We start from the raw sequence: 15,977 nt of genomic DNA, 5'->3' as shown, positions 1-15,977 counted from the left end.
GGAAACGTCATTCACGGAGGAATGTATCTTATGATAAATCGTGTACTGTCACGACCGAATTTACTTCAAGCGCTCAAGCGTGTAGAAAAGAATAAAGGAAGCCACGGTGTCGATCAAATGCCCGTAAAATCCCTACGTACGCATTTAAAAGAAGAGTGGACATCATTAGTGGAAAGCCTGCGGTCGGGAACTTACCAACCTCAACCGGTACGTCGAGTCGAAATCCCGAAACCAGACGGCGGAAAGAGGAAGCTGGGCATCCCCACGGTGACAGACCGATTTATTCAACAGGCAATCGCCCAACAACTATCCGAGATGTATGACCCGACCTTTTCGGAATACAGCTACGGGTTCCGTCCAAATCGAGATGCCCACCAAGCTGTCCGTCAGGCAAAAGAGTACATCCAAGAAGGATACCGCTGGGTCGTGGACATGGACTTGGAGAAGTTCTTCGATAAAGTCAACCATGACCGACTTATGGCAACCCTATCCAACCGTATCCAGGATAAGAACGTTCTCTACCTTATCCGACAATACCTTCAAGCAGGTATTATGGAACAGGGTCTTGTAAGCCCAAATACGGAAGGGACTCCTCAAGGAGGCCCCCTCAGTCCGTTGCTTTCCAACATCGTATTAGACGAGCTGGATAAAGAACTGGAAAAGCGTGGTCACAAGTTCGTTCGGTATGCGGATGACTTTCATATTTACGCGAAGTCTAAGCGTGCAGGGGAAAGGGTGATGGCGTCCATCACATCTTTCATCGAGAAGAAGTTACGACTGAAGGTAAACCGCGAGAAGAGTGCCGTGGACCGACCTTGGAAGAGAAAACTTCTGGGGTTCAGCTTCACTCCTAATCGAATCCCTAAGATTCGATTAGCTAAGCGTTCCATCGAACGGTTTAAGAACCGAGTCCGAAGTCTTACTTCACGAAAAGAACGAATATCGATGGAGAATCGAGTGAGGAAGCTTAATCTATTCCTACAAGGATGGATGAATTATTATAGCCTAATTGACACACTAAGTGTATTGAAAGAGTTGGAATCATGGCTTCATCGAAGACTTCGAATGATTCGCTGGAAAGAATGGAGACTTCCCAAAACGAAAATCAGGAAACTGATCAAACTGGGAATCTCTCCGCAGAAAGCCCACGAATGGGGAAACTCACGGAAGGCTTACTGGCGAATTGCGAGAAGTCCCGTCTTACACAAAACCCTAGGCACCACCTATTGGTGGCGCCTAGGGCTGAAGAGTATTGTCTTAAGATACAAATTTATTCGTCAGACATGATTGGAACCGCCGTATACGGAACCGTACGTACGGTGGTGTGAGAGGGATGGAGGTTAGTCACCTCCCCCTATCTCTATTACTAAAGGTTTTACTGTACTATGATATGCAACTATAGCAATAGCGTACTGTGAGTGCCTTACTACACCACGTTAACACTTAGCAGATTAGGGCGGCCACCGACAACAAGAACATAAGGCAGAAAATATCGATGTCTTTGACTTCAGCTTACAAATGAAGATAAAGCAGCTATCGCGACCTTAAATATTGAAGAAAGGCAGTTTTTCTTACATGCTGACCCAGATATGATTAAGATGCTTGACGAAACTAAGTTAGGTTTATAAGAGTGATTCTATTTTTTTAGAATAGTAATCGCATGAAATCCGTTTATTTAGAACGTTGTAGAAGGGAAATCCCTCAAAGAGAAGGTGTACATATGCTATAATGAGACAAAAAAGAGGAAGGGATATTATGGGATATCCTGCAGATTTACGGGAGCAAATTTTACAACAACTGAAATCGATTTTGAATGAACAACTCGCCAATGAAAAAGCACGTGTTTTCTTATTTGGTTCTTGGGCTCGACAGGAAGAAAAGCGTAGCTCAGATATCGACATCGCTATCGAATCTTACTCCCCGATCTCTCCTTCTAAATGGAATAAACTGATTGAGCAAATCGAAGAGTCTACCATTCCTTACAAGGTAGATGTGGTGGATTTACATGATGCCAAAGAAGCTCTAATCCAACAAGTGAAAAAGGAGGGTATCTTATGGAAAGATTACGTCAACGACTAGAAGCAGCAGAAAAAGCGTTGGCTTCCTTTGAAAAGCTAGCTAACCTTAAAAACCCGAACGATGTGGAACGAGATGCAGCGATTCAACGATTTGAATTCTCTTTCGAGGCTAGTTGGAAAGCGGCTAAGCAATATTTATATGACATAGAAGGGTTGGATGCCGGCTCTCCGAAGAGCGTCATTCGCAGTTGCAGGGAGGTCCACTTGTTAGAGGATGAAGAGGCCGTATTGGCTTTGGAAATGGTAAATGATTGTAATTTGACCGTCCATACCTATAATGAAGAAGTGGCCATTAAAATCCACAAAAATTTGTCCCGGTATAATAACCTTCTCCAGCAATGGGTTGAACGTATGAATGGTAAAGTGATGGAATAGCTAATAAAGATAAAACCCCAGACGTTAGTAACTACTTCTAGTTTGTGAACCAAATATTTTAAAAAACGCATTATCCCAAATGGGTAAAGATCTATTTCTTTTATTCTGAATTCTGGTGATGTTTTTAGTGACTGGATACTGTTCATAAAGTATTAAAGCTTATTGTGGTTTATAAATTCATTTTGCGATGGAAACCTTGGTATAACAAGGTTCTGAGGGTCTTATTATTATCCTATTAAATAGTCGAGTGAATGGGCGGCATGATGTGATAACGCTCAAACCACTTATGTAATAGGTTTTTTTCCGCATTACAAATAAGTTTTGACTGGATTTTTCTATAAAAAGTTTGAAACACACAAAAAAGTCTCTGGAAACTCTTCAAGTAATGTATAAATAGTTAGTAATTAAAGGACTACTTCCTAAATAAAGGAGGTAGTCCTTTTTTGCTTTTAAAATTTGCATTTCAGGTTTTTTAGAAGACCGTAAATTCTAGCCAACAGAAAAAATAGCAAATATTATTAATATCTAAAGTCCCCATAGCCGAATGGTTTATACATCCAAGAAACCTAGGTGTGGAAAGGGACTAATTTACACCTATTTTCCTGATAGTTCTTTTATTAGTTTGTGTTCAAAGTAAAGAATGTATAACTTTTGACAATACTACAGCCCTTGATGATGTGGTATTGTACTTGTATGGAGACGAATATTTTACGATGAATTTTCTTTGATGAACATCAACATTGGGAAGCATTTAAGAACAAATATGGAGCTAAGATCCGGCCAGTCGTGCAAAAGAAAGTGGAGAAGTTTCGAGATTGTGGAAATTTTAAAAAGGGTTTTAAGCTTTTAGTATATGAATAGACACACTAAACATACTGTAATACGAATTGAGGTGACCGAGTGGAGCGTACAGAGGACTTAATTGAGTTATGTTTATTAATTGGGAAGATAATGCAACAAAATGGAGCGGAAACCTATCGTGTGGAAGATACGATGACGCGGATTGCCCAATCTTTTGGACGGGATGAAGCACAAAGTTATGTAACACCTACTGGGATTGTGTTTACGATTAGCCCTGGTGCCCCTGCAAAATTAGTAAGAGTTTCAGCACGAGAGACAAATCTCGAAAAAGTAAATCTCGCGAATAATGTCTCTAGAAACATTACAAGTGGAGACATGTCTACTCACATAGCGTATAAAGAGCTTAGAAAAATTGAAACCAGTCCTACAGATTATTCCATGCGCATGCAAATCATCGCTGCCACGTTAGCGAGTGGTTTCTTTAGTCTCATGTTTCAGGGGAGTTGGTACGATTTCCTACCAGCCTGCGTAGCAGGAGGGCTGGGATTTATTGCATTAATTAACTTTATTCGATTATTTGAAATTAAATTTGTTGCTGAATTCATTGCTTCGTTGGTGATTGGTTTTACAGCCTTTTCCCTTTTTTCATTAGGTATTGGGAAGGAAGTTGATAAGGTAGTTGTTGGTTCTGTCATGCCGTTGGTCCCTGGCCTGCTCATCACCAACGCTGTAAGGGATTTGATGGCAGGTCATCTTATCTCAGGACTCGCCAAGGGGGCGGAGGCCTTTTTAACGGCTTTTGCAATTGGGGCAGGTATTGCTGTTATGTTTGCACTATTTTAGAGATCGTGAGGAATGACTATGTTGATTGAACATGCCATAGCAAGCTTTTTTGCATCAGCTGCCTTTGGAATCATCTTTCAGGCGCCAAGAAATACGCTCATTAAATGTGGTCTCGTCGGCATGATTGGTTGGGTCATTTACATATCCTTAGTATGGGAAGAAGTCGACAGTGTCCCAGCTACACTCATCGCCTCCTTTGTTATTGCCATGGTCAGCCAGATGCTGGCAAGGATATACAAAACGCCTATGATTATATTTAACGTACCAGGGATTATTCCTCTCGTACCAGGAAGTCTCGCGTATGATGCCATGCGAAGCTTTGTGCAAAATGACTACAGCGTCGCTATCTCCATTGCAGCGAAAGCTTTTATGATATCTGGTGCTATTGCATTTGGGCTCGTGTTCTCGGAAGTGCTTAACCAGATTATAAAAAAGATAAGACAAACAAAAGCGCAATTGAGGTAATGGGTGAGCCTCACTTGCGTTTTTGTTTGTCTTTATAATTCACTGGGTTAATCCTTGTTTTGGCATTCAGCTATAAAGTCATTTGCGGTGATATAAAGGGCTGTATGGCCTTGTGTAAGGACTTCTACTGTCATGGAAGTGGCTGAATGCGTTTTCCCTACACCAGTTGGGCCTAGGAGGATAATATTCTCACCATGATGTATGTATCGCCCGGTTAGAACTTCTTTAATACGCTTCTTATCTATACTTGGTTGAAAAGCAAAGCAAAATCAAAATCGCCCTACAACTCAAACAGTACTCATCTCAAAGCAGTGTTAGATTGATTCCAGGTTTGGCTAACTCCTTATGAATATACTCACAAGCTGACTTTCTTCTGAATTTGATAACGAGTACTTTTCCGGAAACTCGAGTGCGTTAGTTGAAATTATGCATTAAATATCTCGAATTCAAGTCTTACGTTAACGGGGCGATTCTCTAAAAAAGAAATCGTCTCCTTTTTGTGTATTTGGGAACTGGTGTGGTGGAAGTTCAGTTTCGAGATATTGATCTAATTATTAAGTGGATTACCTTGTAATAGAGACTTCTTAAATTTGTTGAATCTAAGAGTACTTACTCCTCTTTTGTTGCGAATTTTATGGAGGTTTTTGGGTTATAATCCAGAAGTTATTCTACATAAGGGCAAATTGAATTAGAAGTATAGGGGCCATTTAATGGATAACGTGAAATACGTTTACATAAATTAGTAAATTACAAGGGGGGAAATTTTGGTGTGCAAATAATGCTTCGAAGCGTAATTGAAGATGACCTTCCGGTTTTCTTCAAACACCAACAGGATCGGGATGCAAATTATATGGCGGCATTTACAAGTAAGGACCCGGCGGATTGGAGCAGTTTCTTAACCCATTGGAATAAAATTCTGGCGGATAAAGACATCATCAAGCAAACGATTACTGTTCAAAATAATGTTGCTGGAAATGTTCTATGTTTCGAGCAGTTCGGCGTACCAGGAATTAGCTACTGGATAGGAAAAGAATATTGGGGCAAAGGAATCGCTACCAATGCTTTAAGAGAATTTTTAAAACAAGTTACCATTCGTCCACTTTATGCTCGTGTTGCCAAAGACAACATTAGGTCACTCAAGGTACTGGAGAAATGTGGTTTTACAATCTATGGTGAAGATAGTGGGTTTTCTAACGCACGTGGTGAAGATGTAGCAGAATTTGTTCTTACACTTGAATAAAGATTATTTGCAATACAGAATATCTGTTAATTACGGGAGTATTGGTTAAAAAGATACTTGTTAATTAAATTTTTTCTGTTAAAGGGCGTTTATGAAAAAATGGTGTTTTCAATGGTGTTTTACATTGTGTTCAACAATAGCGCTAGTTTGTTAAACAACTTATTTTATTGGATTTTTGAAGCAATTTTCGAAAAATTGGCTGAGAACAAGACAAAGTTTATCGAGAAAACGGTGGATCAATCAGTAGAAGGTCGAGATGGAATGATTAAAGCAGGTATGTCTGAAGGAGCCGTTGAACTTCTGGATCGGCTTGAAGAATTGCTGGAAAATATCCAGAACGTGTGAAGTGAAAAATACTTCAAGGAGGAAATTACGATGGTAAAAACCAATGATAATATCGTCCCTCATTTGTGGTTTGACAAGGAAGCTAATGAAGCAGCGGATTTCTATGCTTCCATATTCCCTGAATCAAGAATTACGAATGTAACAACACTTCATGGAACACCATCCGGCAACTCCGATTTAGTTTCTTTTGAGTTGTGGGGACAGGAGTTCATGGCAATTAACGCAGGGCCTTACTTCAAATTCAATCCGTCTGTGTCTTTCATGGTTCATTTTCATCCCTCACAAGAAAAAGATGCGAGTATGATGATAGATAAGGTTTGGAACAAATTATCCAAAGGCGGAACAGTGTTAATGCCCCTGGATAAGTATCCGTTTAGTGAGAAGTACGGTTGGATTCAAGACAAATATGGTTTATCTTGGCAGCTAATCCTTACCAACCCTGAAGTTGAAAAGCGGCCTACGGTAGTTCCGTCATTTATGTTTGTTAATGATCAATGTGGAAAAGCAGAAGAAGCGGTTCATTTTTATTTGTCCATATTTAAAAACTCCAAACAGGGTTCAATTGCCCGCTATCCTCAAAGTATAGAATCTGCCAAAGAAGGTACCATCATGTTTTCGGATTTTATGCTTGAGAATCAATGGTTCACCGCAATGGATAGTTCAAAAGACCATAAGTTCAACTTCATCGAAGCCATCTCTTTTATGGTGAAATGCGACACACAAGATGAGATAGATTACTACTGGGAAAAGCTATCCGCGGTTCCTGAATCCGAACAATGCGGCTGGCTGAAAGATAAGTATGGAATGTCGTGGCAGATTGTGCCGAGAGAAAAGGATGAGATGCTGAGTGATAATAGTACTCAGGAGCAAATTGCTCGTGTGACCCAGGCCACTTTGAAAATGAAAAAACTTAATCTTAAGGAGTTACAGAAAGCCTACAAAGGATAGTGAAATAACAGACGATCCCCCATATCCATTTTTATTTATGGAAATTTCCAATGAAAAGGGGATATTTATCATGAGAAATTTAGGTCGTGATGAGATGTTAAAGCGGTTAGAATTTTTTATAGGTGAATGGGAAATAGAGGTGATTCATCCACAATTTAAAACAAGTTCCATTAAAGGACAAACATTATTTGATTGGATGGAAAAAGAGAAATTTATCGTTCAGCGAACTTTTATAAAGCAAATGGAATTTCCAAGTAGTACGATTGTCTATGACTATGACTCTAATACTAGTAACTATTTACAACACTATTTTGATTCGCGAGGTGTAACTCGACTATACTATATGAATTTGAAAAGCGGTTTGTGGGAATTGTGGAGGAATTCATCTGATTTTTTCCCAATTAGATTTTTGCCAGCGTTTTGTTGGGGAAATCAATGACTCCAGAGATAAAATAAAAAGTTCATGGGAAAAATCAGATGACGGTTTACACTGGGAGCACGATTTTATGCTTCTATATAGAAAAGTCAATTAGAATAATTTGGTAATACTTTTGGAATGGAAGTCAACTTTTTCCTTCCCCTAAACTCAGTTTAATCGAACAAGCCATTTAAAAGTCGATTTCTAAATAAAAGAAATCGACTTTTACGTTGAAATTTATTTAACATTATACTTTGGCATTTTCCTTACGTTTCCTCTATCCTGTCAGGCGTACTTGCATATTAAATTATTGTCGATTCAGTAAAGGTTAGTTCGTCGTATATATAGAAGCGGAATTACCCGAATGATTGTTACAAGGGTTAACGAAGCTTCAAAAAATAAAGGAGGTAAACACATATGAGATTTATGATCATTGTCAAGGCTACAACAGATTCAGAAGAGAAGGTTATGCCGAGTGAGGAACTTTATAGTGCCATGCAAAAGTACCATGAAGAATTGGCGAGAGCTGGTGTTTTGATCGATAGGGCTGGGCTGCAGCCTAGCTCAAGCGGAATACGGCTTTCCTATCCGATACCTGGAGAAAAACCGAAAGTCATTGATGGTCCGTTTACGGAAGCTAAAGAATTAATCGCGGGATATACTCTAATTGAAGTCAAATCGAAAGAAGAAGCAATTGAATGGGCACATCGATATCCTGATCCTCATGGATTTGGACAAGGAGAGATTGAGCTCAGGCCGTTATATGAAGCGGGGGATCTTACGATTAATTCAGAATTGCTGGAAAAAGATGCAGAACTCGACAAGCAGGTAGAGGAGCAGAAAAAAACGTGAGTTTAATCGATACACATCGAACCACTGATTCCATATGGAGAATGGAGTCGGCAAAGCTAATTGCTAGTTTAACCCGAATGCTACGGGATGTGGGTGCTGCAGAGGATATTGCCCATGATACTTTAGTTATTGCTCTCGAACGATGGCCGGAAATAGGCATTCCAGACAATCCGGGTGCCTGGCTAATGACCACGGCGAAACGGCGTGCGGTCGATCTTATGCGCAGGACGAAGCTACGTGATCAGAAGTATGGAGAGATCGCCCGCGGTATGAATTTATATAAAGAGGAAGATGTAGATCATGCTTTGGAGGGGGAGATCGATGACGATCTCCTTCGTCTGATCTTTATGACCTGCCATCCAGTGTTATCACAAGATGCTAGAGTTGCCCTAACTCTCCGCCTGTTATGCGGACTTACTACAGATGAAATTGCACGATCTTTCCTTATTGCCGAATCGACGATTGCCCAGCGAATCGTCCGTGCCAAGAGAACCCTCAGAGCCAAGAAGGTACCTTTCGAAGTGCCAACAGGTGGGTCACTCAAAGACCGTCTATCTGCCGTACTTGAAGTGATTTACCTAATGTTTAATGAAGGTTATTCAGCAACATCAGGTAATGACTGGATCCGTCCATTACTGTGTCAAGAGGCACTGAGACTGGGACGTATACTTACCGAAATTGTCCCTCATGAATCGGAAGTTCACGGACTAGTTTCCCTTATGGAGATTCAAGCTTCGCGGCTTAAAACTCGAGTTAACCCCAAAGGAGAACCGGTTCGTCTGTTGGAACAAAATCGAGCGCAGTGGGATCAATTGTTGATCCGTCGGGGGTTAGCGGCATTGGAGCGCAGCCAGAAGCTTCGAAGCACACTCGGGCCGTACGCGTTGCAGGCTGCGATTTCTGCTTGTCATGCAGAAGCTCCTACGGCATCTGAGACTGATTGGATTCGTATCGCTGCCCTTTACGAAGCATTGGCCAGGGTAACTCCATCGCCGATCGTCAATTAAATAGGGCGATTGCCATATCAATGGCATTTGGACCCTCTTTCGGTCTGCAGATTGTTGACGAGCTGAGTGCCGAACCTTCCCTAAAGGGATACCATCTACTGCCTAGCGTTCGTGGCGATCTACTGGTTAAGCTCGGGCGATTCGATGAAGCCCGGACAGAATTTGCACGAGCGGCGTCGATGACCCGGAATGACCGTGAAAAGGAGCTTTTATTGAACCGGGCAAATGATTGTGAGTCCTAAAGCATTGGATTAACTTTCTTCGCCTTGTCGATTGTAGCGTTCCTCGTTCGTCGCTTCAAAAGTCATCTTCCCACAAGGAGGAATTAAAGATTCCTTTCTTCTAGAAGTTTTGGTGACTGGATAATGACTGGATACTGTACAGATAATATTAAAACCTATTGTGCTTAATCAATTTGTTTGCTAAGGAAAACCTTGTTATAACAAGGTTATACAGGGTCTGTTATAGTCTTTTTAACTAAACGATTGAATGGGCGGCATGATGTAATTACATCTCCCCCTCCACTATAAAAAGATGGCGAGCATTTGCTCGTCATCTTTTTTTTTGTAATTCTTTCCTCGTCTATTAAAGGGGAATTACACGAATTAGTGGAATGCATAGAGTAAGAGAGTAGAGAAAGCTTAACAGTTTGCAGTAATTATTGGAGGAGGGATCAATGCATGGATAAAATGATCAGCCAGGCAATTTCCGTATCTATAGACCCGGAACGAATAAATGAAATCATCCAACAAGCGAAGAAAAATAAAGAAGAAATTATTAAGGATGAACAGGTGTACTTTGATGAAAGTAAAAACAAACAAACGAAACAAGAATATTATGCGTCTGTTAATTTTTCGGATCCAGCCAACAGCACGGCAATAGAAAAGGTAATGGAACTAATCCAGTCGACACATAATAATTTTTTACGATACGACCCGAGCTTATACGTTTATCCTTGGGTAGACCTGCGACCTGATGGCAAACTGCAGAGCATCTATTCGGGAGAGATAAGAGAGCCGGAGGATGTCATACAGGAAGATTATGCTGCTTCCCAAAAACGTGAACAAGAGATAAGAGCAAACAAAGACGAGGGTGAGAATCTGCTGAAAGTGATGGCAGAGGCCGTTACCACCTTTAAATACAATTGTGAACATGCCGTTCCGCAATCCTGGTATGATGCGCAGGAGCCCATGCGAGGCGACCTGCATCATTTATTTACGTGTGAACCTCTATGTAATTCAATCAGAAGTAATTATCCTTATCATGATTTTCATGATTATCCAGCTGAGCAAGAGGCGGGGGTTCTTAGAATCGAGGATCAATGCGGAAAAGCGGAGGATGAATTATTTGAACCGGAGTTCGCAAAAGGGACGGTGGCTCGTGCGATGCTTTATTTTTTGGTGAGATATCCGGATGGTTTGGAAATGAATCAAAAAGAAAGAATAGATGTAGATCTTATGCTTGATTGGCATAGGAATGAACCACCTGAAGTTTATGAACTGCACCGTAATCAGGCGATTTTTGAGCTTCAGGGAAATCGGAACCCGTTCATTGATTATCCGGTTGAGATGGCTGAGTTATTGAGAAATAAATAAAGATAACTACCATCGTAATAAACTCTATCTAAAAATAAGGCAGGCCTTTTTTCTTGGGGTCAGTCACCGAAATGGAAAATTACTAGTCTAATAAATAAGAAAAAAAGGCCCCTGCTAAGCATTGATATACTTATCAGGAACCATTGAGCGTTAATATTATAGATTCAAGATGAATAGTTTGTCGCGTGTCATGGATTCAATACTGCGGCGTATTCCTTGAGACCCGAGGCCGGAGTTTTTAGCTCCGATGAACGGGAAATGATCAGGACCGCGTTCTGTTTTTGCGTTCATTTGCACGGAACCTACATCTAGTTTTGTGGCTATTTCCCTGGCTTTTTGGACATCTTTTGTAAAAATACTTGCTTGCAGACCGTATTCTGATTGGTTGGCAAGCGATACAAAGTCATCTTCATCGTTGATACGAATGATCGGTAGGACTGGACCAAAAGGTTCTTCCCATGCCACATCCATATCTGAATTTACATGATCTAATAATGTTGGATAAACTAAATTATCTTCACGTCTATTGCCAGTAATGAGCTCTGCACCCTTGTTTATGGCATCATCGATCAGATGTTGCACAAAGTCAGCGGCATCGTTATTAATCAAGGGAGTCACTGTCGCATTGTCTTCAGGAGTTCCGACCGAGAGAGCTTCAACCTTCTGCTTTATTTTCTCTGTTAGATCATTAGCAATAGTGTCATCTACTAGAACACGCTTAATTGCCGTACAACGTTGACCTGAATAAGAGTAAGCACCACTGACGATGTGCTCAGCTGCTAGCTCAAGGTCAGCATCCTCCAGAACGATCGCTGGATCTTTACCGCCGAGTTCTAATACAACAGGAATCATTTTTGCTTTTTGAGATATTGCTTGTCCTGTTTCTGTACTCCCTGTAAAAGTAATCATATCAATGTTCGGGTGTGTAACGAGAAAATCACCAATCTCTGAACCTTTTCCGGACACAAATTGAATGATATCAGAAGGTAGATTTGTTTCGAGCAGTGCTTCGGTCATCAGTTGACCGCTCAACGCCCCTTGAGAAGCTGGTTTAAAAACAACGGCGTTTCCGGAGATGAGTGCGGGCGCAATTTTGGAAGCTGCTAAATTAACCGGATAGTTGAATGGAGATATAGCGAGGACAACACCGAGTGGCTCCTGCTCCACCATTGCCATTTTGCTTGATGATCCTCCTCTGGAAGAATCCCCTTTCAACATTTCACCATGGATACGGCAACCTTCCTCAGCGGTGTAACGAATTAAATCTGCTGTCCTTACAACTTCTTTAATAGCGGAAGCCAGGTTTTTACCTACTTCTTTAGAAATTACCTCTCCGATTCGATCCTGTTTTTCAACTAATCGATCTGCCCATTCGTGCAAAATATCTGCCCGCTTATATACCTCTGTTGCAGACCAAATCTTTTGGGATTCACTTGCCAGTTTTATTTTATCGTCTACTTCCTCTTGGGACATCAAAGGAAGAGAGCCAAGAACTTCGTTTCCAGAAACTGAATAGACCTTCTTTTCATTTTTGATTGCAATGCTGATAACTAATCAATCCTCCTAATATATTTGACTATTCTGATTATTAAGTATATTAAAAAGACCTGCAAACTCAAAGTAAGCGGTAACATCACTCATTTAAGCGCTTACTTTTAATGTAAGGTTTAATATGATCCATCATCCTTTTATTTTAATGCAAAAGTGAAAAGTATTATTTGAAACAGTAATTAAGTAGACGTAAGATCATCATTTAATAAACGGTAATGTAAGAAGTGAGTGTATATGTATGAGAACATAATCGCACCACGCGTTTCAATAACATGTATCGGTGCCTGACACCAATGCGGTAAAGTGTTAACGAGGTGGAGGGCAGGCACTTTTAGCGTATGTGGGGTGTTTAGTCAGATGAAGAGAGTAAGAAGTTAAAAAAATGTATATTGGATCTTAAACTTCTTTGTAATATTCTGGTCTTCCAAAGTGAAGATTTTTTCTACCTTATCTTCTTCGGTGTCTTCTCCAACCCGCTTATTAAAAGCAATCCCTCGTCCCATAACGATTACTTCCTGCTTGTTTTTATAGATCAAAACCCACTAAAAATACGGCAAATAAAAGTTATCACAATGCTAATGAGGTTATCTCATGTATAGTTAAAGTATATGCAGGAAGTGAACGCAGGCCGAAATATAACCAAGGGGGAAATAGAATGCGAAAGATAATCTTATCGACCGAAAGCGGTGCCGACTTACCGGATGATTTAGCTGAAAAGTACGAGGTTCAAGTAGTTCCCATGCACATTATTATGGATGGAAAGGATTATTTAGACGGTTCTTTGCCGGTTCAGGATATTTATGACTATTACAGACATACGAAGAAAATACCCTCTACTACCTCCACAAATGCTCATGAGTATCAAGAGTTTTTCGCAACGATAAGAGATAATTTCCCAAATTGCATCATTATCCATGTTGGTTATACATCAAAAGCGTCTTCTTCTTTTCAAAATGCTGTCATTGCTGCGGAAGAATTTGAAGACATTTTTCTCATTGATGCTCTGAACGTTACTGGAGGATTAGCTGCGATCGTATTGTATGCCGCTGATTTATTAGAAAAAGAACCTGGCATTGAACCGGAACGCTTAGTTGAAAAAATACAGGCGATCGTTCCTAAATCAAGGCTGGCTTTCATCCCAGGCAACTTGGAATTTCTTAAAGCGGGAGGAAGGGTAAGCAATATGGCTTCTCTGATCGGAGCTCTGTTGAAAATAAAGCCATGCATAGAGTTGAAGGATGGAAAGCTTGTGTCTACAAAGAAGTACCGCGGGAAAATGAGTAGAGCTACTGAAAAACTCTTTAGTGATTATTTAAATGAATTCGACATCGATAGACAGCAGCTTTATTTTATCTACTCCATCGGACTCGATGAAAGGATCAAGCAGCGGATGGAGGAAGTTGCCAAAGGAAATGGCTTCCAAAATATAAGATGGATCCAAGCGGGCGGTATGATATCGACTCATTCTGGAGCCGGTGGCTTCGGAGTAGCAGGGTTAGAGCATTAGTGCGGAATGGACTAGAGGGAGTGTAGAGAGAGGATCTATTCTATAACTTTTGAATACTAGTAACCTCACAATGCTTAAGCCGAGTCCAAAGTCTGAAACGAGATTAATTATTATTGATCCTGTTGCTAAATTAAATAGCTCATAACAGAATTCAAAAGGTGCTTCCCTATGAGGAGAAGCACCTTTATTATGCAGAATATTTCTTGACTGAAAGTCCTGTGAAACCATCTTAAGTTTAAAAGTTATAGTGGGCGATCATCAAACTCATAATGAACAGGTCCAGGGGCAACTCGTGCATTTTCCAACGCGGGAGTATCTGGTCTTGCGATTCTGTAGACAGCTGCTCCTACGATTTGCGTCGTTTCTTTCAATTTTTCTTTACTTATTTTATCTAAAGTATCTTGAGGGGAATGGTACCACGGCTCAAGAGGAGCATGAATAAACAGTGCGGCAGGAATTCCCTCCAGATAAAACGGCACATGGTCACTGCGGCCAAGCTGTCCGTATTCGACCACTTCGGCCACTCTTGCACCTGCAGATGCGCCTAAATCTGTGACTAGATTTTTCTCTCCAGCCGGTGTGAACATAATCAGGTCACCAGAGTCGCGGCTTCCGATCATATCCATTTGGAAGTGAGCGGAGATTCGGTTGATTTCATCATCTTTGAGTGTACTGACGTAGTGATAGGAACCGAGTAAACCTTTTTCTTCCGCTCCAAAGGTCATAAATCGTAACTCTGTGTCCGTAGGAGTTTTCGCCATGATTTTAGCCAATTCTAAAACTCCGGACACACCGGAAGCATCATCATTGGCGCCTGGTCCGCCTGCCACTGAGTCGTGGTGAGCACCAACTGTGACAATTTGTCCTGTATCTTTATTTTTGTGTGGTTTCATGGTTGCGATCACGTTATACGATGTTTGATCGATGGGGCCTGCATCTTGGACAGATACTTCTGCCGTGACTTCTTCTGACTGAAGTTGATTTACGAGGGACAGGCCAGCTTCGCGATCAATCGCAACAGCTGGAATGTTCTGCCCTTCATATGTAGAACCGAAATCGTTGCCTTCTGTTCCTTCCCGGTTAAACATAATGACTCCTACAGCACCTTTATCGATCACGTTTTGGATTTTTTCATAAAAACTGATTTCGCCTCTTTCAATTAAAGCGATTTTACCAGAAACGGTATCCGGCACATCCCCCGCATAAGCAAGACCTACATACTCCAGCGTAGCTTCGACTGTGCCGTTTACAGATCCATTAAAGGTATGAACATCACCAGCAAAGTCTGAGCCATTGACTGAAATGGAGGAAGTTCCTCCGTCCCACGCTTGGAAGGTGAAAGGCTGTACTTCTGTTTCATAACCGTAGCTTTCGAATTCGCTTTTGATGTACTGAACGGCATCATACTCTCCTTGTGTTCCTGCTTCCCGGGGCTGTTTAGACAGCAGATCTACCCGTTCGTAAAGACGCTCGGCACTGATTTTTTTAATGACCTTATTATCAAAGGCGTGGTCTGCTTGTTCATTTGGTGCAGGTGGATCAGCAAAAGTTACAGCAGGCGCAGACCCTAAAACTAATCCAGCGGCTAACATGAAAGGGATGGCTTTCTTGGACAAATCAATTTCCTCCTCTTAAAGCGTAAACCGTACTATTGGTAGTTTATCAGAATTGTAATTATTTGGTTTTTATAATAATCGGGGAGGTAGTTATTCTCCTTGTCCTTCTTACCTATGAGAAAAAGGAGAAAATTGAGGGAGGATGTCGAATATATAGTTCGTCATAGGTAGATCCATGATGAACTTTGATAGGATTTAATAGAAGTTGTTACTTAAGATTCATTTTTTTGCAGAGGGAGCCCTTTTTGACGACAAGGAAGAAACCTAATAATGATTATTCCATTGTTTTGACTTTTGATTTCGCATGCATCAAAATATACTTTGGATAGAAGAGGT

At 40.9% G+C, this 15,977-nt stretch carries 15 protein-coding genes and 3 pseudogenes; 14 read left to right on the top strand and 4 right to left on the bottom strand.

All coding sequences use genetic code 11. The features are described from left to right. Nucleotides 1–30: 30 nt before the first annotated feature. From ltrA to BLS23_RS06115, 6 genes and pseudogenes are all read left to right on the top strand, one after another. Nucleotides 31–1,287: a group II intron reverse transcriptase/maturase gene (gene ltrA / locus BLS23_RS06135; RefSeq protein ID WP_089651672.1), complete on the top strand. Its 1,257-nt coding sequence runs from the start codon at nucleotides 31–33 to the stop codon at nucleotides 1,285–1,287. 468 nt (nucleotides 1,288–1,755) lie between these two features. Next, a complete protein-coding gene (locus BLS23_RS06130; RefSeq protein WP_160917492.1) occupies nucleotides 1,756–2,079 on the top strand; it encodes a nucleotidyltransferase family protein in 324 nt (107 codons plus the stop codon). Next, nucleotides 2,055–2,453, top strand: a complete 399-nt coding sequence (locus BLS23_RS06125) for an HI0074 family nucleotidyltransferase substrate-binding subunit (protein ID WP_089651655.1) — start codon at nucleotides 2,055–2,057, stop codon at nucleotides 2,451–2,453. The genes BLS23_RS06130 and BLS23_RS06125 overlap by 25 nt, the downstream gene beginning before the upstream one ends. Nucleotides 2,454–3,170: 717 nt before the next feature. Beyond that, nucleotides 3,171–3,311: pseudogene (locus BLS23_RS22255) on the top strand (IS91 family transposase); the annotation flags it as partial. Between the two features lie 42 nt (nucleotides 3,312–3,353). Continuing rightward, nucleotides 3,354–4,097: a threonine/serine exporter family protein gene (locus tag BLS23_RS06120; RefSeq protein WP_089651654.1), complete on the top strand. Its 744-nt coding sequence runs from the start codon at nucleotides 3,354–3,356 to the stop codon at nucleotides 4,095–4,097. An 18-nt stretch (nucleotides 4,098–4,115) separates the two neighbouring features. Beyond that, a complete protein-coding gene (locus BLS23_RS06115) occupies nucleotides 4,116–4,562 on the top strand; it encodes a threonine/serine exporter family protein (protein ID WP_089651653.1) in 447 nt (148 codons plus the stop codon). 47 nt (nucleotides 4,563–4,609) lie between these two features. Here the strand turns inward: BLS23_RS06115 and BLS23_RS22250 are convergent. Further along, nucleotides 4,610–4,813, bottom strand: a pseudogene (locus BLS23_RS22250) (ATP-binding protein); the annotation flags it as partial. Between the two features lie 527 nt (nucleotides 4,814–5,340). Between BLS23_RS22250 and BLS23_RS06105 the strand changes: the two are divergent. From BLS23_RS06105 to BLS23_RS06075, 7 genes and pseudogenes are all read left to right on the top strand, one after another. Further along, nucleotides 5,341–5,802, top strand: coding sequence for a GNAT family N-acetyltransferase (locus BLS23_RS06105; RefSeq protein WP_089651671.1), 462 nt, complete (start codon nucleotides 5,341–5,343; stop codon nucleotides 5,800–5,802). 111 nt (nucleotides 5,803–5,913) lie between these two features. After that, on the top strand, nucleotides 5,914–6,147 hold the full coding sequence (locus BLS23_RS06100) for a hypothetical protein (protein WP_143015231.1): 234 nt from the start codon (nucleotides 5,914–5,916) through the stop codon (nucleotides 6,145–6,147). Nucleotides 6,148–6,177: 30 nt separating this feature from the next. Further along, complete coding sequence (locus BLS23_RS06095) at nucleotides 6,178–7,095, top strand: VOC family protein (protein WP_089651650.1); 918 nt, start codon at nucleotides 6,178–6,180, stop codon at nucleotides 7,093–7,095. Nucleotides 7,096–7,165: 70 nt separating this feature from the next. Continuing rightward, nucleotides 7,166–7,534 (top strand): hypothetical protein, encoded by a 369-nt coding sequence (locus BLS23_RS06090; protein WP_089651649.1) that lies wholly within the window; start codon nucleotides 7,166–7,168, stop codon nucleotides 7,532–7,534. A 396-nt stretch (nucleotides 7,535–7,930) separates the two neighbouring features. Then, the gene (locus BLS23_RS06085) at nucleotides 7,931–8,365 is read left to right on the top strand and encodes a YciI family protein (RefSeq protein ID WP_089651648.1); all 435 of its coding nucleotides are present in this window, start codon (nucleotides 7,931–7,933) and stop codon (nucleotides 8,363–8,365) included. Next, a pseudogene (locus BLS23_RS06080) lies at nucleotides 8,362–9,614 on the top strand (RNA polymerase sigma factor). The gene BLS23_RS06085 and the pseudogene BLS23_RS06080 overlap by 4 nt, the downstream one beginning before the upstream one ends. A gap of 438 nt (nucleotides 9,615–10,052) precedes the next feature. Then, nucleotides 10,053–10,967, top strand: coding sequence for an endonuclease I family protein (locus BLS23_RS06075; RefSeq protein ID WP_089651647.1), 915 nt, complete (start codon nucleotides 10,053–10,055; stop codon nucleotides 10,965–10,967). 156 nt (nucleotides 10,968–11,123) lie between these two features. Here BLS23_RS06075 and BLS23_RS06070 read toward each other — a convergent pair whose 3' ends face one another. Together BLS23_RS06070 and BLS23_RS06065 are read right to left on the bottom strand one after the other, a co-directional pair. Further along, nucleotides 11,124–12,503: an NADP-dependent glyceraldehyde-3-phosphate dehydrogenase gene (locus tag BLS23_RS06070; protein WP_341845035.1), complete on the bottom strand. Its 1,380-nt coding sequence runs from the start codon at nucleotides 12,501–12,503 to the stop codon at nucleotides 11,124–11,126. A gap of 389 nt (nucleotides 12,504–12,892) precedes the next feature. Continuing rightward, entirely contained in the window at nucleotides 12,893–13,054 is a 162-nt protein-coding gene (locus BLS23_RS06065; RefSeq protein WP_279615115.1) for a CAT RNA binding domain-containing protein, read from the bottom strand. Nucleotides 13,055–13,173: 119 nt separating this feature from the next. Here BLS23_RS06065 and BLS23_RS06060 point away from each other — a divergent pair, with 119 nt between their 5' ends. Further along, nucleotides 13,174–14,025: a DegV family protein gene (locus BLS23_RS06060; RefSeq protein ID WP_089651644.1), complete on the top strand. Its 852-nt coding sequence runs from the start codon at nucleotides 13,174–13,176 to the stop codon at nucleotides 14,023–14,025. Between the two features lie 242 nt (nucleotides 14,026–14,267). On the opposite strand, the gene BLS23_RS06055 is transcribed toward BLS23_RS06060, so the two are convergent. After that, entirely contained in the window at nucleotides 14,268–15,641 is a 1,374-nt protein-coding gene (locus BLS23_RS06055) for a M28 family peptidase (RefSeq protein ID WP_089651643.1), read from the bottom strand. Between the last annotated feature and the right edge of the window lie 336 nt (nucleotides 15,642–15,977).

Origin of the sequence: Halobacillus aidingensis, assembly GCF_900104185.1 — a bacterium.
GTDB classification, from domain to species: domain Bacteria; phylum Bacillota; class Bacilli; order Bacillales; family Halobacillaceae; genus Halobacillus; species Halobacillus aidingensis.
The sequence above is the reverse complement of the archived record's forward strand: the minus strand, read 5'-3'. Positions and strand labels throughout refer to the sequence as shown.